24 protein-coding genes, 2 tRNA genes and 1 pseudogene are annotated in these 22,263 nt (G+C 41.0%); 10 read left to right on the top strand and 17 right to left on the bottom strand.

Features of this window, described 5'->3' with window-relative positions; translation table 11 throughout:
• Positions 1–106: 106 nt before the first annotated feature.
• Entirely contained in the window at positions 107–670 is a 564-nt protein-coding gene (locus tag SGI74_10645) for a hypothetical protein (GenBank protein MDZ4677949.1), read from the top strand.
• A gap of 72 nt (positions 671–742) precedes the next feature.
• Positions 743–1,477, top strand: a complete 735-nt coding sequence (locus tag SGI74_10640) for an FkbM family methyltransferase (GenBank protein ID MDZ4677948.1) — start codon at positions 743–745, stop codon at positions 1,475–1,477.
• Between the two features lies 1 nt (position 1,478).
• Here SGI74_10640 and SGI74_10635 read toward each other — a convergent pair whose 3' ends face one another.
• Entirely contained in the window at positions 1,479–1,775 is a 297-nt protein-coding gene (locus SGI74_10635; protein MDZ4677947.1) for an MscL family protein, read from the bottom strand.
• Positions 1,776–2,057: 282 nt separating this feature from the next.
• Positions 2,058–2,768: a hypothetical protein gene (locus tag SGI74_10630; protein MDZ4677946.1), complete on the bottom strand. Its 711-nt coding sequence runs from the start codon at positions 2,766–2,768 to the stop codon at positions 2,058–2,060.
• 1,189 nt (positions 2,769–3,957) lie between these two features.
• Here SGI74_10630 and SGI74_10625 point away from each other — a divergent pair.
• On the top strand, positions 3,958–4,140 hold the full coding sequence (locus SGI74_10625; protein ID MDZ4677945.1) for a hypothetical protein: 183 nt from the start codon (positions 3,958–3,960) through the stop codon (positions 4,138–4,140).
• Positions 4,141–4,188: 48 nt separating this feature from the next.
• On the opposite strand, the gene SGI74_10620 is transcribed toward SGI74_10625, so the two are convergent.
• Positions 4,189–4,773, bottom strand: coding sequence for a hypothetical protein (locus SGI74_10620; GenBank protein ID MDZ4677944.1), 585 nt, complete (start codon positions 4,771–4,773; stop codon positions 4,189–4,191).
• A gap of 2 nt (positions 4,774–4,775) precedes the next feature.
• On the bottom strand, positions 4,776–5,123 hold the full coding sequence (locus SGI74_10615; protein ID MDZ4677943.1) for a hypothetical protein: 348 nt from the start codon (positions 5,121–5,123) through the stop codon (positions 4,776–4,778).
• A 187-nt stretch (positions 5,124–5,310) separates the two neighbouring features.
• On the opposite strand from SGI74_10615, the gene SGI74_10610 reads away from it, so the two are divergent.
• The gene (locus SGI74_10610) at positions 5,311–5,889 is read left to right on the top strand and encodes an SEC-C metal-binding domain-containing protein (protein ID MDZ4677942.1); all 579 of its coding nucleotides are present in this window, start codon (positions 5,311–5,313) and stop codon (positions 5,887–5,889) included.
• Positions 5,832–6,611, top strand: a complete 780-nt coding sequence (locus SGI74_10605) for a hypothetical protein (protein MDZ4677941.1) — start codon at positions 5,832–5,834, stop codon at positions 6,609–6,611. The genes SGI74_10610 and SGI74_10605 overlap by 58 nt, the downstream gene beginning before the upstream one ends.
• Positions 6,612–6,826: 215 nt before the next feature.
• Here SGI74_10605 and SGI74_10600 read toward each other — a convergent pair.
• From SGI74_10600 to SGI74_10550, 11 genes and pseudogenes are all read right to left on the bottom strand, one after another.
• A pseudogene (locus SGI74_10600) lies at positions 6,827–8,154 on the bottom strand (IS1380 family transposase).
• 81 nt (positions 8,155–8,235) lie between these two features.
• Positions 8,236–9,015, bottom strand: coding sequence for a hypothetical protein (locus tag SGI74_10595; GenBank protein ID MDZ4677940.1), 780 nt, complete (start codon positions 9,013–9,015; stop codon positions 8,236–8,238).
• A 147-nt stretch (positions 9,016–9,162) separates the two neighbouring features.
• Positions 9,163–9,489 carry a hypothetical protein gene (locus tag SGI74_10590; GenBank protein MDZ4677939.1) on the bottom strand — a complete coding sequence of 109 codons (327 nt, stop codon included), beginning with the start codon at positions 9,487–9,489 and terminating at the stop codon, positions 9,163–9,165.
• 125 nt (positions 9,490–9,614) lie between these two features.
• Positions 9,615–9,911, bottom strand: coding sequence for a hypothetical protein (locus SGI74_10585; GenBank protein MDZ4677938.1), 297 nt, complete (start codon positions 9,909–9,911; stop codon positions 9,615–9,617).
• On the bottom strand, positions 9,898–10,215 hold the full coding sequence (locus SGI74_10580; GenBank protein ID MDZ4677937.1) for a type II toxin-antitoxin system RelE/ParE family toxin: 318 nt from the start codon (positions 10,213–10,215) through the stop codon (positions 9,898–9,900). Before SGI74_10580 ends, SGI74_10585 begins: the two co-directional genes overlap by 14 nt.
• 69 nt (positions 10,216–10,284) lie before the next feature.
• The gene (locus SGI74_10575; protein MDZ4677936.1) at positions 10,285–10,566 is read right to left on the bottom strand and encodes a helix-turn-helix transcriptional regulator; all 282 of its coding nucleotides are present in this window, start codon (positions 10,564–10,566) and stop codon (positions 10,285–10,287) included.
• Between the two features lie 480 nt (positions 10,567–11,046).
• Positions 11,047–11,122, bottom strand: a tRNA-Glu gene (locus SGI74_10570).
• The gene (locus tag SGI74_10565) at positions 11,100–11,384 is read right to left on the bottom strand and encodes a hypothetical protein (protein ID MDZ4677935.1); all 285 of its coding nucleotides are present in this window, start codon (positions 11,382–11,384) and stop codon (positions 11,100–11,102) included. Before SGI74_10565 ends, SGI74_10570 begins: the two co-directional genes overlap by 23 nt.
• 32 nt (positions 11,385–11,416) lie before the next feature.
• Positions 11,417–11,493: transfer RNA gene (locus SGI74_10560), tRNA-Lys, on the bottom strand.
• Between the two features lie 107 nt (positions 11,494–11,600).
• A complete protein-coding gene (locus tag SGI74_10555) occupies positions 11,601–12,896 on the bottom strand; it encodes an adenylosuccinate synthase (protein ID MDZ4677934.1) in 1,296 nt (431 codons plus the stop codon).
• Positions 12,897–12,981: 85 nt separating this feature from the next.
• Positions 12,982–14,109 (bottom strand): alanine--glyoxylate aminotransferase family protein, encoded by a 1,128-nt coding sequence (locus tag SGI74_10550; GenBank protein MDZ4677933.1) that lies wholly within the window; start codon positions 14,107–14,109, stop codon positions 12,982–12,984.
• Positions 14,110–14,184: 75 nt separating this feature from the next.
• Here SGI74_10550 and leuS point away from each other — a divergent pair, with 75 nt between their 5' ends.
• From leuS to holA, 3 genes are read left to right on the top strand one after another with little or no spacing between them, the layout of a single operon-like run.
• Complete coding sequence (gene leuS, locus SGI74_10545) at positions 14,185–16,662, top strand: leucine--tRNA ligase (GenBank protein MDZ4677932.1); 2,478 nt, start codon at positions 14,185–14,187, stop codon at positions 16,660–16,662.
• A gap of 22 nt (positions 16,663–16,684) precedes the next feature.
• Positions 16,685–17,308 (top strand): LPS assembly lipoprotein LptE, encoded by a 624-nt coding sequence (lptE, locus tag SGI74_10540; protein MDZ4677931.1) that lies wholly within the window; start codon positions 16,685–16,687, stop codon positions 17,306–17,308.
• Complete coding sequence (holA, locus tag SGI74_10535) at positions 17,308–18,345, top strand: DNA polymerase III subunit delta (GenBank protein ID MDZ4677930.1); 1,038 nt, start codon at positions 17,308–17,310, stop codon at positions 18,343–18,345. The genes lptE and holA overlap by 1 nt, the downstream gene beginning before the upstream one ends.
• On the opposite strand, the gene SGI74_10530 is transcribed toward holA, so the two are convergent.
• Positions 18,342–19,583 (bottom strand): hypothetical protein, encoded by a 1,242-nt coding sequence (locus tag SGI74_10530; GenBank protein ID MDZ4677929.1) that lies wholly within the window; start codon positions 19,581–19,583, stop codon positions 18,342–18,344. The two genes, holA and SGI74_10530, sit on opposite strands and share 4 nt — an antisense overlap.
• 284 nt (positions 19,584–19,867) lie before the next feature.
• Between SGI74_10530 and SGI74_10525 the strand changes: the two genes are divergently transcribed.
• Positions 19,868–20,260 carry a PilZ domain-containing protein gene (locus SGI74_10525; GenBank protein MDZ4677928.1) on the top strand — a complete coding sequence of 131 codons (393 nt, stop codon included), beginning with the start codon at positions 19,868–19,870 and terminating at the stop codon, positions 20,258–20,260.
• On the opposite strand, the gene rpsT is transcribed toward SGI74_10525, so the two are convergent.
• Positions 20,231–20,497 carry a 30S ribosomal protein S20 gene (gene rpsT / locus SGI74_10520; protein ID MDZ4677927.1) on the bottom strand — a complete coding sequence of 89 codons (267 nt, stop codon included), beginning with the start codon at positions 20,495–20,497 and terminating at the stop codon, positions 20,231–20,233. The genes SGI74_10525 and rpsT overlap by 30 nt on opposite strands.
• Before the next feature lie 91 nt (positions 20,498–20,588).
• Between rpsT and murJ the strand changes: the two genes are divergently transcribed.
• Positions 20,589–22,199, top strand: a complete 1,611-nt coding sequence (gene murJ, locus SGI74_10515) for a murein biosynthesis integral membrane protein MurJ (GenBank protein ID MDZ4677926.1) — start codon at positions 20,589–20,591, stop codon at positions 22,197–22,199.
• The last annotated feature ends 64 nt before the right edge of the window (positions 22,200–22,263 follow it).

Below are 22,263 nucleotides of genomic sequence, written 5' to 3'. Positions count from 1 at the left end.
CTTAAAGGCTTAATAGCAAGCGGGAACTAAGAGATATTGATGATGTTTTTGCTAAACAATGCCGTATATTATTTATTTAATTGGAATCAGAAGATAGATATCTAGTATGTTTTATGAAGTAGCAATCGAAGCATCAGAAACAGCTAATAAGTGCACAATAGCACCACTTTATTATCGTTCTGATTTTCGACTCATACAAATCAAAGGCCCTGATGTTTTTGGCCCATTGAATTCTTCAATACTCCTTCATCACAAAGGTAAATGCTTAACAACTGTTCAAAAAACACTTCCACAAATAAATGGTATTGCCACAATTGACTGTGTGTGGCGACGACTTGATCAATTTATGGGGCGTATAGCAGGTAAACTGCCTGAGCTTGTACGCATTCCTGATGGTTTTGAAACGGCTTATCCACGTCGAAGTGTGAACAATGCTGATCCCACGGGTGGGCTAGCAACAATTGAAGCCATTTTTGTAGCAGCAGCTGTACTTGGAAATTGGGATACAAGCCTTTTAGCTGAATATTATTTTGGAGCTGAGTTTATCAAAATAAATGAAAAGCGATTTGTTAAACTTGGTGTGACTCAAGCGACCGATAATGACTTATTGCCAAAGTATTGTCGTCAAAGAAGTTCAATGCAGCGACGTCGTGATCGTGGGAGATATTAAAAAATATTTTTACAAATCAATAACTTGAGAAACCCGCTTGAATCTTACATGTAATCAGCTTAACGTAATTCTATGGATACCAAAAACAGTTTCCCAAATGTTCGTGTGCTTTCAAAAAAACATCTATGGTTTAAAGCACTTTCTTATTGGGCAAAGTTTAAATTAAATCGTCTGCCAAGTTTTAATCTTTCACATTCTCAATTTGGTGAAGATATGGTTTTACGCTCATTAATTGGCGATAAAACTGACGGTTTTTATATCGACATTGGGGCCCATCATCCGATTTATTATTCTAATACTTTTCATTTTTATTGTAAGGGATGGCGAGGTGTTAATATTGATGCGCTTCCCGGAAGCATGTCAGCGTTTCGTAGTATTCGCCCAAAAGATGTGAATCTAGAGATTTGTGTTTCAGACTCTGAGGTGGATCTTGATTTTTATATTTTTGATCAGCCAGCTCTAAATACGATAGATAAAAAAATCGCTGAAGATCTAATTAAATCCAAAAGAGCAAAACTTATTGAGCGGCGTGGTCTTAAGGCCATGACTGTGACACAAATTTTAGAACAGCATCTGCCACCAGGGCAAGTTGTTGATATACTCAATATAGATCTAGAGGGTGCAGATGAGAAAATTATTAAAAGTATAGATTGGAAGAAACACCGTCCAAGATTTATTGTATTTGAGTCACATGCAGCTAAGATATCTGATTTACATTTAAATCCGATTGCGCAATTTCTTAAAGGTCAAGGTTACGAGGTCGTAGCAAAATGTGGCCCCTCACTTATTGCTGCTGAGATTTTATAATTTATTTTTTGGCAACGCTTGTTTCTTTTAGAACATATTTGGCAAATAGAAATACGACTAGTCCTACAATTAAAAAATCAATCGCTGAACTGATGAGTTTTCCGTAGTAAATGCCATTGAAATTGAGTTTGCGAATATCGTCGACGTTGGCTGCCTTAAGTGCTGGTTGAAAAATAACAGGCATCAACAGATCACTCACAAGACTTGTCACAAACTCATTAAGTTTGCCGCCGATAACCACGGCAATGGCTAGCCCGATAACCCCATAATTTTTTAAAAATAAAAAAAATTCTTTGATTATGTAATTTCCTTTTCAAATAATTGGGCAATGTTTAACAAAAACAAAAGCTACTATCAATAAGTAATAATCCTGCAGTTGTCGATGCACAATTCGAAGTAAAATGAGTACCGCAAGATTACACCTATGTATTACACCTATGGAGTTAGGCAACTAATAGATGCCTAACTCCATAGGGGCATATTATGTCTTAAGACAAGAAAGTCCGCTAGCGGACTCAAGCTTAAAAAGTTTGTGTCTTTCTTTTCTTTTTCCTTGTCACTTTTTCTTTTCAGGTGACTGCTACAAACCCACGAACATAGAAAGCCCCGTGTAATAACCCGAGGTGTGAACGTCTGATTTGATTTCTGAAACTTGAGCATGTGCTCCGTTAGTCACAATGTCTGAAGAATAACTTGGAGAAGAAGCGTTGAAGTAAAAGCAAACAATTCCAAATCTCACAAGCCCTGCGTGTAATGGCATAATTGTTCCACCCACCAAATACCCTCGACCCGATGCTTGATAACGACGAGAAGTTGTGTTTGAGCTAAGAGCATTGGGCAAGTCTTCGTTGTGGGCGAAAAGAGCAAGCCCATAACCAACATCAAGCCTAAGCCAGCGAATGGGCGTGATTCCTAATCGCAATGCTATGAGCTGAAATTGTTCAAAGCTTACGACTTCATTGGCATTAGCTCCTCTTTTGCTTTGAAAACCCTGTACTAAATAAGCTAATCCAATGTGATAGCGAGGGCTTTTCCAACCTCGAGGACCTGTGTGATATCCGGCGGCACCGAAAAACCCCACCCCGAACCCTTCTTTGCCCGTAACAATTTCTTGATTAAGACTTGAGCCTCCTAATCCAAATTCAAAATAAATAGCTCCCGAATTTGAAGTCTTAAGTGGAGGTTCTTCTTCAGTGACATATTCTTCTTCAATAATATTTTCATTTTCATAGTCATCATTGTCTTGAGCGAAAAGACTTTGAGAAAAAATGACGATAATAATAATCATCATTATGTTCTTGTTGTAGCTGCGAGGTATATTAATTCTCAATCGGTCCCTTAGATCAAAATGGAATTTAAAACGGCGGGCGTGACGTCCAAGTCACGCCGGCCGCGGTCGTAAGTGTGATCGGAGATTTGCAGCTCGCCATCTTCGGAATGTAAAGGCTGATTTGCGTGCTTGTCGAAGATTGCACATTGAGGGAACGGCCACAGTAGGTGGCGGTCAAACCTGAAAGTGAGCTCGGAAAATTTGTCCCGAAAATTTGGACGAAAATGCCGAAAGTGGCAACAGGGGCAGCGCTGGTGGGTGAAATGCTCGAGACTGTCGGTGCGTTGAGGCCGCCGGTGCCTCCACCGCCAACACTGCCGCTCGCTAAGTGATCGCACCAATGAGTGGCCGCAGATCCCCAATTGATATTGCCGAAGGTGAGCAGAGCTGAACAATTGGCATACACTGGCCCCTGGTTCAAGTCGCCATATGTGCCATTGGTGGGATTGGTCGAGATACAGCCAGGGTCGCCATTGCAGTCAAAGTGATAGTACTAATTGCTGCGGCAGTATTGCGCCCGCCACCTCCTCCGCCCGCGTCGCTGCAGTTCTGAAAGACTATAAGAGAGGATAGAATGCATAGACTCAAGATGAGGACGGCAGATTTTTTCATGTATTTAGTGTAGCAGATACACTGGGCAATGCGATTAAAAATGTTGCATGAAAGCACATCGAAGGGAGGTTCTACATTCGGAGAAAGTTGGCGTGCCCAAATCCCAGAACTTCGAACTGCTGTATTGGAACATATCGCATCGGCATAACGTGTCAAAGTAATTGAGGGAAAGTGCCTGGAACCACAAAAATAGTGTCTCCATAAACAATGGTTCCATTGGGGTTCCCTCGGGTTCAAATGGTGGTTCCCGCTCAAAAACGGGAACCACCATTGTGCGACCGGAACCGCCAAGGGAACCACGAACCGCCCGGCCAGGCCTTTGGGCGACTAGTGCGGAACCACAATGGGAACTACCAACAGTCTTGAATCTGGATATTCACTTCAACAATATGTTCAGTTCCCCACTGGCGGCTCAATCGTAGTGCAGCTGAAACACGGTCCTTATTCATTGGGAATTCGAGAAACGATTGGACTTCCGTGGGAAAGGAAGGGTTCCTTAGAAAGGCTGGATTAGTTCAGTCAAAAAGGAGAGCAGAAAATGACGACCTTAATTATAAAATTATTCTTATATGCATTTAAGAGGCTTTTCGTTCTGTTTGTAACTGGCGCCATATCGGCGGCAGCTGTGATTCATATGCAGGCAAAAGCGGGTCGCTCGATTCAAACGGGATTGGTCAGTTTGACGAGTATTAATGCTCAGCTTTGGAAAATTGATAAATAAAACCACACTTAAATTTGCGGTTGCCCTTTTTTTTGAGCAAAGTGGAAATCAAGAGGCCATAGCGTGGTTCTCAACAAAATGAACCAGCTCTTGTTTCTTGGACTCTTCGATTTTGGTAACGTGACTATCCAGAACAGTCACGCAGAACTGGGCCGCCTCTTCCATCACGTTACTTTCATATTCTAGCGCCCAAGCTCTGGCATAGAGGTCAATCCTTTTGAAAAGTTGATACTTAATTGGGACACATATTTTTTTTCTTTCTCCCTTGTACTTTTTTTTAGCCTCGGCGAGGACTTCGGTACGGAGAGATTTAAAGTTCTTAATTTTGGTCATTTCTAGGATGTAAAAGGTCGTGCAGACCTTCATGAATTCGGATTTGCTTAAGTTATATTTGTTGGAAAAAAATTCGATTTTATCAGCCATACCTTCAGTGAAGTAGGGTTGGAGTTCAACAATGCTCTTGGTAAACTGTAAAGCCCATTCATCAATCTCTTTTTGGAGCTTGGGGCTGATAGCGACCTTCTTGCACTTTCTGCAATGTTCAGCTTCGGTTTTAAATGTTTCACGACCCACTTTGATTTTTGTCTTACCAAAAACCACCGAGTCAGTTTCACAGGCTACGCAGAATTCCATAATCATACCTCTTCATTGTCACGGAGAGACTGTATCTCCAGTTTTAGGGTCCAATCCTCAGCGAAGAACCCTTTGAAATACAGTTTCGTTACCGCTCCATAAATCGTGACCGAATATTTGAACTCAATCACGAATTTTGCTCCAGCTCCCCCTGACTTCCTTTTTAGATAGGTGCAGGGATAGGTCACTGGCAAATTCAGAATCGGATTTACAAACTCATTACCGCTGAGGTTAGGTTTGTCAGCCCGTACCCAAATCTTATAACGCTGTTCTCTGATGCAGATCTGAACCTTTTCGAAGTGGTTCTTAGCTAAAAGATATTTCTTCTTAAAATCGTCATCAGAAGACAATTGCTACACTCCTTAATATACTTTAATCACCGTATATTGTAAAGGGATCTTTTAAGAGGGTGAACTTTCCCAAGTATTTTCAATATATTAGGTGTCTCAACTTGAGACAAGATCATTTTTTTCACTTTAGATACCTATCTGTGGTAGGAGTCCTGGTCATTATGATTGCCATTTTTTAGGAGTTAGTATGCAACCAGGACGTAACGATCCATGTCCGTGTGGAAGTGAAAAGAAATTCAAAAAGTGCTGCTTTATGAACAACGAGCCAAAAGCTGAAGATCTCTTTTGGCATCGACAGCACTCCATGCGCAACGAGCTGATTATAAAAATCATGAAGCATGTCGCGACAGTTTACGGAAGAGACGCGATCAATGAAGCTTGGAATGAATTTAATTTGACCGAAAACGAGTTGTTTAATCAAAACACCCATCACATTCAAATATTCATGCCTTGGTTTTTTTATAATTGGACGCCTGACAGACCAGATTCCAATTTGAATTCAGCTGCGCCAGATGTTCCGCCCGCAAGATCCTTGCTGGATTCTAAAGACGGGCGGCATCTTGACGCTCTGGAGCGCGAATATATAGAAGCCTGTTTTGCTTCGTCTTTTAGTTTTTTTGAAATTCTAAACTGCAATCCAGGCCATGGATTTGAGCTAAAAATATTTTCACCGGCGAAAAACTCAATGTTGTGGAAAAAAGTGGATCAATGCCTGCCAGAATTGGCGACATTGTTTTTGGACAACCCGTTACTCTTAGTAACCTAACCACCTTGGAAGCATGTTCACAGTTTCTGATTCCGCCTGTTTATAAGAACCAGGTTATAAGTTTACGGCAACATATTGAGCGTCATAAGAAACCCATCACCAATGAAGTACTTTCTGAATATGACTTTGAACTCATAGATTTGCACCAAGAATTTTACGAAATGGTTGTGAACCCACAGATGCCACGGCTTTGTAATACTGACGGCGATCCGCTCGTTCCCCAAAAGCTTATTTATGAAATTGATTCGCCAAGAGTCGTTTTTGATGCGCTCAAGAGCTTAGGCCTTGCTGAGTCCGAAAATGAATTACTAAGAGATGCCGTTTTTGATTCGAGCAGTGAATTAAAGTCTGTTACGTTTTCTTGGCTCAAGAAAGGGAATAAGCGGCATAAAGGTATGAGTCGCACAGTCCTTGGAGTGATTGAAATCGACGGGAGTAGTCTCAAAGTTTCAACAAACTCCGAACAAAGAGCGAAGAAATTTAAACAAGAACTTGAGGCTAGAATTAAAATTGGCGTGCGTTACAAAGCTACACTCATAGAACCCGTTGAAGGTGAACTTGAAAAGCGATGGCAAAATCGCTCATCTGCTAATTCTCAATCCGAAATGTCTAAGGAGAAAAATCTTTCTGAAGTTCCTGAAGTGAAAGCACACTTAGAAAAGATTATGGCCGAGCACTGGAAGCGTTGGGTTCGTGAAAAAGTACCAGCTCTGGGCAATTGAGAGGCCGCAACCAGGGGTTACCGTAGAAACGTTTAAGAATATCAGATTACAATTGGGTCTAACCCGCATATTTCATAACGTTTGCGTCATTTGATTTTTGCTCAGATAGTTTTTTAGTTTGGAATTTTTTGATGAGTTTTTCAGCAGTTTTCAGATTTTGGATACACTTCCCCCTTACCCCCATTGTTTTTCGTGCCGAGGGCAGCACTTATTTTTCAGGCAGTGTTTATAAGTTGATGAGCTACTTTTTTGAAAAGATCCTGATAGGGATAGTGGCTTGAGAATAATAATTTTATTCTTCGTGTATTTCGAATAACAACGGCGCCAATTTTTAAAAGCTTTAGTCTGATTGTTCCAACTTGTGCCTCTGCGAGTTCTGTCGTTTTAAGCGCTAGACGTCGAATGGTTTCCATAAGCACATAGGCGACACTTGAGAGCAAAAGTCTAAATTGATTTGGCCACCAATTATGGCAACTCGTGCGATCTGCGAACATATCAAGTTGCTGCTCTTTAATTCTGTTTTCCATTTCTCCACGAGCGCAGTAGACATTTTCGTAAAGATGCTGAGCTTGGCCCTCGAGATTAGTGACAATATATCTGGTGTTCGCGCCAAGCTCTGTGTGCTCAGCTTTCACAATCACGCGTCGCTCTTTACTCCAAGTTTTCGCAGCATAGGTTGTCTCAGAAAAAAGCTTTTGTTTTATTTTTGTTTTTTCGAATTCTTCCTTTGATTTGATAATCAAGTCTTTACATTCTTTTTCAAGCCTCTTGTTGCCAGGTAAACCAATGATGTAATCAACTTTGTTTTTCTCAAACCATGTGAGCATTCGGTGCCTGCAAAAGCCACTATCACCACGAAAAATAATTTTTACTTCCGGCCACTCTTTTCGCAAACGCTTCACCAGTAAAGCAGCAACTGCCCACGAATGTTTCGCGCCATCAATATTTGACGGACGAAGATAACTCACTAAAAGCTGATCCCCGCAAAAAACATACAAGGGCAAAAACAGTAATTTTCATAATATCCGTGAAAATGTTTGCCCACTTGATTGCCATGAACAATGTCATCGGTCGCATCAAAATCTAGAACCAACTCTGTCGGAGCTGATTGGAATGACCCAATAAACTTCTCAATCAAGACTTCATGGAATGCGATCGCTGTACTTCGGTCACCACGGTTTTCAAATCGACACAACGTTGGTGGCGACGCAAGTTGAGACTCTTTCTCGATTGCTGTTTGAATGGCTGTATCATTTCGCAAAGTTTGTTGGTCGTTCAAATCTTCGTAACCAAGACACAAACCATAAACTCTTTGGCGCAGCATCTCGAGGCTTGTGTGCTCAATCAAAAATGGATTGCGTGGGTCATTGAGATGTTTTGCAAGATCTCGTGTCAAACCGAGCTTTCGATCGATTTCTCGCAGCAGCATAACTCCGCCGTCACTGGTGACCTCGCCACCGGAAAAATTGACCTCGATTTTGCGCGTTGTTTTACTTGTTTTTAATGCTGGAAATTCGAACGATTCTTGATTACAGTTTGCCATAGCTGCCTTTTTCCCATGTTGTTTTGTAAGTAATTACAATCTGGGTTCTTTTTTAAAAAAGGCTAGCTACTTTTTAATTCTTTATGAAATATTCGGGCTATCGACTAAGATTTGTCTCGTTGAGTTTCCACCAAACATAAGATCTGTCGTAGGTGCGGATGACATTCCGATACCGATGCGGCCTGCTGTGTACACACTTCCAGTTCCAAAATTTTGGTTGGATGCAGAGCTAAGTTTCGCATAACGAAGGTCGTTTTCGGTGTTGTGATGATGTCTTGCGGCCGCGATGTCACCGCCATTTACGAGGGTTAAAATATTTGCTTGAGTTAAGTTGCTCGGAGTATCTATTTTTACAAAACCATCAGGACCAATTCCTTGAAGTGTTTCAGCAACTAGAGCTTGCGGAACACTATTTACTGGAAAATTAAGTGCAATAACTTCGGGTACTCCGGTACTTGCAGGTGTAATTGTGACTCTCAATTTTCTTTGCTCACCCGAGGCTGGAGTAAAAGTTCCCGCTGCACAAATGCCAACTGGCACACTAACAGCTGATCTATTTTGAAATATTTGAGCCATCGTAAGAAGTGAATCCGCTGATCCACCGGCGGTTCTTTTTGCGTTACCAACTGGGGAACCTACATTTATCGCGAATACGCCTTTACTCGTGATTAGGTCTTGAGCGAGTTGCGCTTCTTGATAAAGTACGCAGTCACCGGCGTTATTTAAAATTTCGAATTTGAAATCAACTGTGTCTAAAAGTGGTGACGTACCATCGGTTTGATAAGCTCGTCCTTCAAAAGTAAAAGTTTGCGGCGATTCTTCGAGGGCAAATGAGTACTGAGAATGGAACAATAGTCCCAAGACTATGAGACAGCGTAGGAATCCGGGTTTTGAGAATACGTACATAATTAACACCTCTAGCTATGTTATTTATCGGCATCCTAGCCAAAAGACTTAAAGCAATTAGTTGTTTAAAATTATCTAAAGGTATCAGTATGTTAACAGGATCTAATTTTCGTCATTTCTGACTCGTGAAAATCCCGTTCTGATTTGCTTTGATGTAGTGCTTGTGCCCACAACTGAAGACTCCCATTTCCCAATACGAGCCCGTATTTTAACTGTTGATCCTTGTAGAATACCACCATCGCCGCCTGAAGAAATCGCATACCCTGGAACTCCGGCCAAAGGCGTAGGAGTGGGGTTTGGGGTTGGTGTATTAACTGGATTTTGATTTGCAGGGTCTCGATTTGCGACAAGTTTTTGAAGAGTTTGATTATCACAGGCAGAGGTCAAAATCGCGGCAAGTACTGCGACCGGTACAGGGTCATCGAGCATACAATTTCAAACTGCAACCGCGCAGGGAGCAACAAATACCACAGATAATGCACCTACAACCAAAATGACGATTTTAGGAAATGGCAATGTTGGTATAGCCTCTTCGGCCTTCGGGTCGCTCTTCCTTAAGAGGCTTTCTCGGCAACAAGTTTTGATTTTAACCTAAATGGTTTTAAATAAGTGTCTAGGGTCTCTGGCTTTGGTTTGCGTCGTCCCTTTAAGAAATGAACCACATTGTCAGCATCAACTTTTGCAAATTTCGCAAACTCTTTTACTCCCATTTTAGAAATGGTATGCTTCAATGCTTTTTCTAAATTCAGTCCTTCTTCGCCTTCCATTAAGCCTAAAAGGAAAGATTGGGCCGTCTCTGGATCAAGAAGTGCTTTGCTGATATCAGGATCAAAAGATCTACTTCGATTCATATTCCCTCCAGTACATTTTAGCCTGCTCGATGTCTCGGTTTTGGCTCCCTTTGTGACCGCCAAGTAAAAGTAAAACGATCACTTTTCCTACTAATCCAAAATACACTCGGTAACCGGGACCGTAATCAATCTTAACTTCAAAAACGCCATTTCCGAGGGGCTTGATATTTTTCTTTGCCGCGCCAAGTGATACTCTTTCAAGATAGGAAATAATTCTACCTCTAGTAACCTTATCCTGATGCTCAAACCATTCGGTAAAAGGTTCCCTTCCGTTTTTAGTTATATAGACCTCAAGTTTCCTCATGTCTAACCTCTATACTGTCAAAAACGACAGGTTTAGTCAAGTTATTTTTCAATGCCTCTAATTGGTTTCTCATGCGGTGAATCCTAGTAAGACTGAGTGAACAGCCTTAAGTTTCGTTTCGTCCAGTTTATTTAATAAACCGACGCATTCATCTTTGAGGCTAATCGGTATGGGACGACCATTCATATACTCATCAAAATCGTCCTTACCGTATCGGTAAGTCTTTAAAAATTGTTTCAATCGAAGTTCAGAGATGTCCATTCTTCCTGTCTCGTAATGACCGATTGCGGATTCTGAACACCCAATCATAAGGGCCGCTCGCTCTTGTGAAACACTTCGGGATAAACGCATAAATCTCATAATTTTGGATTGCCTCGTAATCTTCTTAATGTTTGAACGCTTGCTCATTTTAGTCGCTCCTTTTGATGTTATTAAAGCGCTCAATGAACAATTTAGTTTGGTTACAATTCCTCTAACAAAACTTGCAAAACATTTTCTGCAATTCGAACCCCGTGTTTTTCTGAAGTGAAGTGGTGTCGTAGACCTCTAGACACATATTTACTTCTGGGAATCGCACAATCTAGGCCCACTCTAGACGTCACATCGAAAAGCTAAATGTTTCATGTGGCTAGGCTCTCTAGACGCAGTTTTTCGCCAAATTTTGTTCTTTTTCGAAGTGTAGCCAAATCGTAGCCGTGAAATAGCCAACGAGAGTAATGTGGCGACATTTCGAGTAATGAAGAAGCCGGAGAATGTGAACTAAGTGATTGAAAACTCGTTGTGAAAAATCGGGCACTTAGGATTTTAATGATCAAAAGTGCCCAAATAAATTGGCGTTCCCACGGGGATTCGAACCCCGGTATCTACCGTGAAAGGGTAGTGTCCTAGGCCTCTAGACGATGGGAACCCGTGGACAAACTATTATTATCGACGATCAATGTTACTCCGTTGAGAAGAAGCAGCATGAACACGATTGGAAAAAATGCGATGGTCCAAAAACATAACCAGTTTTTTGAACCTTCGTAGCGAATAAAATATGTGTGTCCTTCGAGGTCAAAGCGAGCACCCGTCACCAAGAGTACTAACGCTACAGGAAAGAAAACGATGACCCAAAAAATCAGCCATCCTTTTGAACCGGAGTAATCCAGTTTTATTTTCTTTTCTGCCATGACACCTTTTATCCGCATCTTGCCTTAAAAAATGGTGAGCCGCGGTGGACTCGAACCACCGACCCTCTCCTTAAAAGGGAGATGCTCTAACCAACTGAGCTAGCGGCCCACAAACTTTCTCTGTCGAAAACTCAAACCGTCTTTTTACCGGTAGGAACGAATGAGTGTCAACATAGAACTCAAACGAATTTGGCTAACTACCGAAACTAACTTCATTTACTTAAATAGGGGCTTCACCCAAATTGTCTCTGCTCTGTCAGGCCCGGTTGAAATAATATCGCAACCTACACCTACAAACTTTTCGATAAATTTAATATAGTTTTGTGCAGCCTTTGGAAGTTTTGATTTTTTTCTCACTCCATCAAGGCTTTGCGACCATCCCGGGAACTTTTTATACACCGGTTTCACCTGCTCAAGTTCTGCTGCAGAGGTGGGAATCTCATGAATGGTTTTGCCATTAAGTTTATACGCCACCGCAACGTTTAGTTCATCAAAGCCTGTGAGAACGTCGATTTTCATCAATGCCAAAGAAGTCAGGCCATTGACTCGAATGGCGTATTTTAGCGCAACAAGATCAAGCCACCCGCAGCGACGTCTTCGCCCTGTGGTTGCTCCAAATTCATTGCCCTTTTTTTGAAGTAATTCACCTGTTTCATCATGAAGTTCAGTGGGAAATGGCCCTGTTCCTACGCGAGTTGTGTAGGCTTTTGTAATTCCAATAACCTTACTCATATGGGAGGGGCCTAAGCCAACGCCCGTGCAAGCAGAGCCAGCAACGGTGCTACTAGATGTAACATAAGGGTATGTCCCGTGAAGTAGATCTAAAAGAGTACCTTGAGCACCTTCAAAGAGGACTTTTTTCTTCTTTTTTAAAGCTGTTGCCGTGAGAAGGCTAGGGTCAGCGAGTCTATGTTCTTCAAGTTGTTTTCCAAGGGCTGTGAACTTAGCGTGAAGTTCTTCAATATCGAGTGCTGGCTTTTTAAAATAGTTTTCAATAAGGAAGTTTTTCTCTTCAAGCGCAACATTGAGTTTTTGGCGTAAGACATCAGAATCAAAGAGATCTCTAAAAAGGATGGCCTTTCTTGAAGCTCGATCTTCGTAGGCGGGGCCAATGCCTCGGCCGGTGGTTCCAATTTTTTCATTTCCTAAACGCTCTTCACGGCTTTGATCAATAATTTTATGATAGGGCATAATCAAGGTGGCGCCATCAGAGATCAAAAGTTGCTTTGATGCTTTTAAAATTCCTTTTTCTTTAAGAGCTTTGATTTCACCTATTAATACTTCGGCATCGAGTACGACTCCGCTGGCAATTACACATGTGCAGCGTTTATGTAAAATTCCTGATGGAATAAGATGAAGTACTGTTTTTTGACCATTTACAACGAGAGTATGACCGGCATTGTTTCCGCCTTGATAGCGTACAACAACATCTGCTTGGCTTGAGAAAACGTCAACAACCTTACCTTTACCCTCATCGCCCCATTGGGCGCCCACGACGACGATTCCAGACACTTATGAATCCCTTCTCCCAAGATGTTTAGCAGTGGGATGTTTATCTGTTATGATCGTCAAATTCAATATTTATTGTGATTAAGAATTATTTGAGATTTTTATGAAGAATTTTTGTTGCTACAGCAGTGGCTGTGCCCACATCAATATTTAAGCCTAAATCTTTAAGCGCCATTTCTGTGGCGGCAACCATGCTGATGACATCAAAATCGCCGCAATATCCCATGTGCCCAAGCCTAAAAATTTTGCCTTTAAGGCGGTCTTGCCCACCTACAATTGAAATATTGTAGTGATCTGATAGGCGCTGAACAATTTTATCTGAGTCTATACCTTGAGGCGAAACTATGGCTGTGATGCTATCAGACGGTGCCTTTGATAAAATGCTTAAGCCTATGGCCTTCATTGATTCACGCGTGGCTTCTGCGAGTCTTCGATGCCGTGCAAAAAGTTTATCAAGACCTTCAGTAAGCATCATTTCAAGTGCCACATTAAGCCCTCGAATAAGCGATACAGCTGGAGTAAAATGGGTTTGATTTTTCTTTAAAGCTTTTAATTCTTCGCGCAAATCAAAATAAAATCGAGGTAGCTTTGCTTTCTCAGCAAACGCCCATGCTTTTATGCTCAAACACACCATGGCAAGTCCTGGTGGCAACATAAATGCTTTTTGTGACCCTGTAACTATGGCATCGATGCCCCATGCATCGGTTTTAATATCAGTGATGCCTAGTGCTGTGATGGCATCAACCATGAAAAGGGTGTTGGGCATGGTTTTTATAAGGTTTCCGATTTTTTCAATGGGCTGAAATGTTCCAGTCGATGTTTCACATGCCTGACATAAAACACCTTTTGTATCCGTATTTTTTTCAAGCAAACCTTTAAGTATATTGAGATCGCTAACATCTCCCCACTGAACATCGTAATTGATGACGTTTAATCCGTAGCGAGTACACTGTTCAGACCAGCGCTCACCAAACTTCCCAGCGCGAATGACTAAAACTTTATCGCCCGGAGAAAAACAATTAGCGATTACGGCCTCCATGCCCCCAGTACCCGAACAGGTAAGTGGAATTACCTCTTGGGTGGTCTGAAAAACGAGCTTGAGCTGTTTTCTAACGTCATCTAAGATCGATTCAAACTGCTTTGTACGATGATGGATGCTAGGTTGAGCCATCTCAAGAAGAATACGTTCAGGGATCATTGACGGCCCGGGGGCCATTAAGTAATATTTCATCATAGAAACCAAGATTAAACGTGTTGATCTATGAGGTCAACATTCGTCAAAAGGATTTATGTGACGCGCACAGGCTTTGAATATGTTCCTACAGAAATAGAACCAAAATGGCGAAAAAAATGGCAGGAAGCTAAGCTATTTGATGTCGAGTTTAACCCTGACTTACCTAAAAAATATGTTTTAGAAATGTTTCCCTATCCCTCAGGGCGCATTCACATGGGGCATGTTCGTAATTATTCAATCGGTGATGTGATGGCCCGCTTTTTTAGAATGAAGGGGTATAATGTATTACATCCCATGGGTTGGGATGCTTTTGGTTTGCCTGCCGAAAATGCTGCTATTCAAAATAAAGTTCACCCACGTAAATGGACATACGAAAACATTGCCAATATGAAAGCCCAAATTAATCTTTTGGGTGTTAGCTATGATTGGCGCCGAGAAGTAACAACGTGCGACTCAGATTATTATCGTTGGGAGCAAATGATGTTCTTGCGCATGCTGCGCGAGGGACTCGCTTATCGTGAAAAAAGACCTTTGAATTGGTGCCCCAGTTGTCAAACTGTACTTGCCAATGAAGAAGTGGGTGATGGTCAATGCTGGCGCTGTGATTCAAAAGTTGAAATCAAAGAAATGAATCAATGGTTTTTAAGAATCACAAAATATGCTGACGAATTACTTGAAGGAATAAAAGGCCTTAATGAATGGCCTGATCGCGTGCGTATCATGCAAACCAATTGGATCGGAAAATCAGAAGGCGCTGAAATAGATTTTACTATTGAAAAACAGACTTCAAAAATTCGTGTGTTCACTACAAGGCCCGATACTTTAATGGGAGCGACATCCATCATTTTGGCTCCTGAACATGCTCTTGTGAGTGAGCTTGCAAAAAATACTGTACAAGAAAAAGATGTAAAAGCGTTTATCGATAAAATGAAAAACACAGATAAAGATGAACGGTCTTCTGAGACAGCAGAAAAGTTAGGTGTTTTTACTGGGAGCTATGCAATACATCCGTTGAGTGGAGAAAAAATCCCCATCTGGATCGCAAACTTTGTACTTACTGATTACGGTACAGGTGCTTTGATGGCTGTCCCTGCACATGACATTCGTGATTTTGCATTTGCTCAAAAGTATAATTTGCCCATTAAAAAAGTCGTACAAAAAACAAAAGAAAAAGATGACGATACCGAGTTGCCATTCACTGATGACGGTTTTTCGATCAATTCAGATGAAATTTCGGGCCTCACTACGAAAGATGCTAAGAAAAAAATCATTCAAATTTTAACTGCCAAAAAAGTAGGTACATCAAAAATAAATTTTAGGCTCAGGGATTGGGGCATTAGTCGCCAACGTTATTGGGGCACACCTATCCCCATTATTCATTGTGCAAAAGATGGAATCGTCGAAGTGCCCGAAAGTGAATTGCCGATTCGATTGCCAGAAAATGTTGAATTCAAAGGCACCGGAGGATCACCCTTAGCCCAAGATCCTCAATGGCAAAATGTTAAATGTCCAAAGTGTGGTGGCGATGCAAAACGTGAAGCTGACACCATGTCGACATTTATTGAATCAAGCTGGTATTATGCACGTTACTGTTCAGTAAAACACGGTGAGAGTGCAGTAAATAAAGCTGATTGCGATAAGTGGTTATCCATTGATCACTATGTGGGCGGAGTCGAACATGCAACACTTCATTTAATATATATTCGGTTTTTTCATAAACTTATGCGTGATTGGGGATGGGTTCAGGGCGATGAACCCGTGAAACAACTTATCTGCCAAGGCATGGTTTATAAAGACGGCGCTAAAATGAGTAAATCAAAAGGCAATGTCGTTGACCCTGATGATTTGGTGGCAAAACTAGGAGCCGATACCGCAAGATTATTTGTTCTCTTTGCAGGTCCAATTGAAAAAGATTTAGAATGGAATGATCAAGGTGTAGAGGGCTGTTTTAGATTTTTAAGTCGAGTTTATCGCTTGTCTTTAAATTCGAATCAGCAGCTGCAAGGTATTAAGTATCCAGATTCAGTAACAAGTGCAGAGGCAAAAAAGCTTCAACATCTTTTGCATAAAACTGTAAAAAATGTGAGCTGCGATATTGAAAGAGATTTTAGTTACAATACGGCTATTAGTTTTATGATGGAATTTGTGAATTATCTTTATCTCATTGATTTGGCTAAGGCTGATACCCAAACCTTAGGGGTGTTTAAAAAGAGTATTGAAACTTTAGTACTGATGATTTCTCCATTTGCTCCACATATGAGTGATGAATTGTGGGAAGCACTGGGGCATAAAGGATTCACGCTTAATGAATCATGGCCAGGGTTCAATGAAGAATTCGCTAAGGTATCAGAGCGAGAAATAGTATTTCAAATTAACGGAAAAATAAAAGATCGCATGCAGTGTGCTGATGGTACAAGTGATGATGAGCTTAAAAACTTAGCGATGGCTAATACCAAAATCAAAGATGCACTGAGTGGAGCTCAGCCCAAGCGTGTGATTGTTGTTCCAAATAAACTTGTTAATATTGTAGTTTAATATGTGCAAATGGAGGGTGAGCTTGAAACATGTTAGTTTTTTAATTTCAATTTTAATAACAATGACTGCTTGCTCAAGCTACCAATTTGGAAATGCTCGCCGTGCCATGCCGGGTGGTTATGATCGTGTATCGGTACCAATGTTTATAAATAAAACACACGAAGTTGGAATTGAATCTTATTTCACTGAAAGTCTACGTACAGAATTTGAGCGTAGTAAGATTGCTAAAATTACCCCAAAAAATGATGCGCAAGTTATTCTTGAAGGTGTAGTTATGAGTGTGAGTTTTACACCGGGCTTGCCTGTTTCTGCTCAATCACGTGAAACTGAGCAACCTGCAATTGTTGCACCTGATACGAAAGATTCGCGAGGCAGAAGTAATCCATTGCCTGTGAATACAATCTTGAGTAAAGAATATTCTACTGTAGTGACGGTAAAAGTTGTCGCAAAAAAAGTTTCTGATAATTCTATTTTATGGGAAGGAACCTTTAATGGCCAAGGGGCTTATTTAGGGCCACTGATTGGTACACCAGGGTTAAATGCTTCAGATGCTATTTATAATCAAAATTCAAGGCAATCAACAGTCTCACGTATTGCTAAAGATATGATGTCAGAAGCGCACGATCGATTGACGGAGAATTTTTAATGAGTTCAGTTGATTCAAAACTTTTAGCACAACAATTAGACCGAGGTCAGATTGCCTCACTTTATTTTCTTCATGGTGAAGAAACATTCATGGTTGATGAGTCATTAGAAAAAATTAAAGAAAAAGTTTTAACAGGTGGTGCTGCTGATTTTAATTATTCTGTTTTTTATGCCAGTGATGCAGATGTTGAGAGCATTTGTGACGCTGTTGAAACACTCCCCATGATGTCTCAAAGGCGCTTAGTCATCGTAAAACAGGCTCAAGATCTCTCTGCTTCAGAACTCGAAAGATTAACAGTTTTGGTTGAAAAACCGGTTGAGAGCACTTGCCTTGTGCTAGTGGCTTCAAAAGCTGATATGCGAAAAAAGTTTTTTAAACTTTTTGAATCAAAAGGTGTAATGGTAAAGTTTCAAAAGCCATTTGAGAATCAGCTCAACCCATGGATCACCTATATTGCAAAAAAATATTCCAAGGAATTATCGCCAGAAGCAGCTGAGCTACTTAAAGAATCTGTTGGCTCAAATTTAACTGATATCAATAATGAATTATGTAAAGCCGCTCAGTATGTCGGCGAGCGAAGTCGTATCGAAGTGGATGATATTCGTGCAACGGTGAGTCGTATACGTGTGCATACAGTGTTTGAACTTGTTAACTGCATGGGTAATGGTGATTGCGCAAATTCTTTCACCCACTTAGCGCATCTCCTCGATAGTGGTCAAAATGAAGTTGGTGTTTTGGCCATGATCATCAGGCATTTTAGAATTTTAATGCTTTGCCAAGAGGCGCTGCGCGAAGGTTTAAGTCAGGCTCAAATTGCAAGTCGTGTGGGAGTTCATGGTTTTTTTGTAAAAGAATATATCGACCAAGCACGCAAACAAGATTTTAAACAGCTTATTCAAATTTACGATGTGCTTTTAGATACAGATCGCGCGCTTAAATCAAATCCACTTTCCAGTCATCTATGGCTTGAGAATCTTGTACTTCAGGCTTGTCGTCAAGCGACGCCAGAATCTACCTCCCCCAAAGTCAGCTATTAATTGGATGTAAGAATTGATCGAAGTATATCTTGGCATTTAGCAGGCTTATTAAATAGCGTGTCATACTTTACAATTGCCTTATCGAGCAAATTTTCAGCAGCTGTAGCTAAGCGGTTCACGCGTTCTGGGTATTTTTTAATTAAATAAGTTGCAGCTAAAAGGGTCGCAACGGCAGCACCTGTGGTGCCGTGTAGTGTGATGTAGTGACTGACTTGAACTGATCCAAGATGGATATTCATTTGGTTTAAAATCGAATAAGGAATGCTTAAGTAAAATGCGAAGAAGCCAATCCATTTTTTTGCGTATTGTTTTTCAACATCTGCAAAGTGTTTGGTTTTTGCAGCCTCTAAGGGGACTCCACTCATAGCACCACTTGCAGTGTTGGTCGCAATATCAATTTGACCGGCAAAAGACGGAACATGATGAGTACCAAATGTCACATCTGATACTATGCGTGCAAATTCAGTAACAACTAAATTAAAGACAAGTCGACGTTTATGACTTTTAGATGTTTGAGTTTTGGTTAAAGTGGAATCTTGCCTCCAAGCACCTGTGAATAATCGATCAAGTGTTTCTGATCCAAATTTATATACAGCAGTGATGAGAGTCGAAGTCATTATAAGACTAATCGCTTGCCACTGTGTAATACCAATGGTCACATATACAGCCGCTGATGCAATACCTGCGGTACTTAAAGTTTGAATTGAAGCAAGCCAGCGCGTTTTTCTGTCAGGTTTAACGATAATGTTTTCAAATTTAAAATTTGAGTTATGCTCTTTAGTTAATAATTTCCGGTTTGTACTTTGTTGTTCTAACTGAAAATGTTGAGCCATTTCATTTTCACGGCGAATCCATGCATCGTGCAAAGAATCTGGTACATCTTCAATCTCACTTCTTATTTGCATTGATGCGAGTCGATCTTGAAGTGCTACTGCGTCTTGGTGAAGGGCTTGAGGTACTAAGAGTATAATTGGTTCTGTCGAAGGGTGATTTGAATTATCTGAAGTAAACAGTGCTTTCAGTGCTGAATCACTTTTATAGGTGAGTTCAGAAACTTCTGAAATTGAAGTGTTGATTTGGCCAGGATTTCCGTCAGTATCAGTGTATTTGGTTTGAATTACTGAGCCTAAAGCTAATCCACTTGAAATGGCATTTCTGCTATCAGCATTTGATGCTGACGAAAATAGGCCACACAACAATATTAAAATTACATTCCAGCTACGTACATCCATACTCATGATAATAAGAGCAACCTAGGTGCCACGCTCACATCAAGAAATAATGGGCTCTGAGCAATCGACCATTACAAAAGTTCTGTTTTTATTGGAACCAGTGACGTTTTTAGGTGATGTTCAAAATGCACAAGACTTAAGTCTTAGGTCATTTCAAGTCTTCATGTGATTTCACCGATAAAGTGGTGGGAGTACTTCATGAAGGGCTTTAAGCGTTATAGTGTCATTCTGATTTACCTAATTACTTTTGTAATCTTGGTCAGCAGTTTTCAAAACTGTGGGGGATATTTATGAGTGCAGATATACTCAATGGCACTCCACATCGAAGATTTCCAAGGCGCCTTTTTAGACATTCCGTAGGCTTACTCGCGCATGCTGAGTACAATATTGTTCATGGAATTGAAGTGGGCGAAGGTGGGATGCTCGTAGAATCAAATGGTCCGATTAAAAATGCGGATCACATCGTAGTTAATTTTTATATTCCAAAAAAAGGTTTTGTTTCAGTGACTGGCGTTGTTGTTTACATCAAGCCAGCCAATGAAAAAAGAGGTCCTGCCTATGGAGTGCAATTCAATAACTTGACGTTCGAAAACAAGCGAATGATCAGAGATTATATTGCTGACAAAACCTCAGAGGAAGTTTCGCTCAAAAATTCAAGACTTGAGACTGCTGACGAGCTTTGAAAGTCTGCCTACTTTGCGTGCAGCTTTCTTTACGTGAACAATCCCTTTGCTTGCAGCTTTATCAAATTGTGCAGCAAAATTTTTGAGTGCTTCAATAGCAGCTTTTCCATCTTTCGCTTCGTAAGCGGCTCTTACTTTTTTCTCAAAGGTTTTAAGCGATGATGAAATCGTGTCATTTCGAACAGTACGACGTTTGGTTTGACGGGCACGTTTTTCAGCTGAAATATGGGTTGCCATGTAATTTTGCCTCCTGGGCTAAGCAATGGATTTGACTTCGGAGTCGGACATGTTGTTACATTAATTACATGCATAGTCAAGAGGGGCCGCTTTGCAAGATCAATCTCTGAAGGATTTACAAGATAGTGAGCGAAAACAAGTAGCGGTTTCTGCTTTTTGGGTAGCCCTGGGAACCATGACCAGTCGAGTGTTGGGGCTCATGCGCGAGCTTGTAATTGCCCATTACTTCTCAAGAACTGCTACTGACGCATTTTTTGTAGCTTTTAGACTCCCCAATCTATTTCGTCGTATTTTTGGTGAAGGAGCACTTACTGTGAGCTTCATTCCTGTGCTCACAGATTTTCTTAAAAATGATGATAAAAAAGGTGCGCGAGAGCTCGTCTCCTCTGTTTTTACACTCTTATTTGTTGTGCTTTCGATCCTTACAATCTTGGGCACTTATTTCGCAAGCCCCACGGTGACATTGCTCAGTGGTAGTGATGAGTTCTTAGCAATTCCAGGAAAATTAGAACTCACCATTCATCAAGCGCGCATTATGTTTTGTTACATCATGCTTGTAAGTTTTTACGCGTTTGCCATGGGGATTCTAAACACACTTAAGATCTTTTGGCTTCCGGCCGTGGCACCCGCACTTTGGAATATTTCTCTTTTAACAGGAGTCATATTTTTTCGAGACCGATTTGAGATTTCAAGTGATGTTCTTGCTTGGGCAACTGTTGTGGGAGGTTTTTTACAACTTGGTTTATTAATACCAGCACTCAAGCGCTCAGGGTTTTTTCCGCGATTTAGAAAGTGGTGGGGAAACCCTGCTGTAAATCGAGTCCTTCGCGCAATGGGTCCAAGTATTTTGGGCCTTTCGGTAATGCAACTTGGGGTTTTAATTAATACATATTTTGCCAGTAGCCTTGAGGAAGGTAGTAATTCTTGGATTTTTTATGCTGATAGACTTTTAGAACTTCCACTTTCAATTTTTGCAGTAAGCCTTGGAACTGTCACTCTACCAGCACTATCTGCATTTTGGTCTCGAGGTGATGTTGACGGTATGGGAAAAGCCAGCATGCACGCAGTGCGCTTAAGTCTTTTCATGGCCATACCGTGTGCAGCGGGGCTATTTATGCTTTCCCATGAAATTATTTATTCACTTTATGAACACGGAAAATTTACGGCACACGACACACTTATGACTGGTTCAGTTCTTAAAGTTTATGGAATCGGAGTAATATTTGCCACATGTGTGCGTGTTTTTGCTCCTGCATTTTACGCCATGAAAAACACATGGCTTCCAGCATTAGCTGCGGCGATTGCTTTAACTTGTCATGTGTTTATTGCGTCAGTGTTTACGAAGATGTATGGCGTAACTGGCTTAGCAGCAAGTTCGACAATAAGTGGGGCTATAAATTTTTTGATTCTTATTATCGCTTATCAAAAACTTGTGGTTTCACTTGATTGGCGTACTTTGACTATTGCAGTTTCTAAGTTTATTCTCGCAAGCCTTGTACTCATGGGTGTTTCGCTTATTTATGGACCACTTTCTTTAATATTGGGGCCAGATCATTGGGCTCGAGTGGTTTGTCTTTTGGTTACAGTAACTGCTTCGGCTTTAGCTTATTTTCTAACTTCGTGGTTGTTGAAGGTCCCAGAACTCACCGAAACATTAGGCGAATTTCAAAAGCGCATTAAATCAAAATTTAAACGGAAATAAAAAAGGAGATCCTGAGAAGAATCAGGATCTCCGGGGCGCTTTGTTAATTCTGTAGGGGGGGAGG

The sequence above is a fragment of the Oligoflexia bacterium genome, from assembly GCA_034439615.1.
In the GTDB taxonomy this organism is placed as follows: Bacteria; Bdellovibrionota; Bdellovibrionia; order JABDDW01; family JABDDW01; genus JAWXAT01.
Note: the sequence above shows the minus strand (reverse complement) of the source record. Positions and strands in the feature narration are given on the sequence as shown.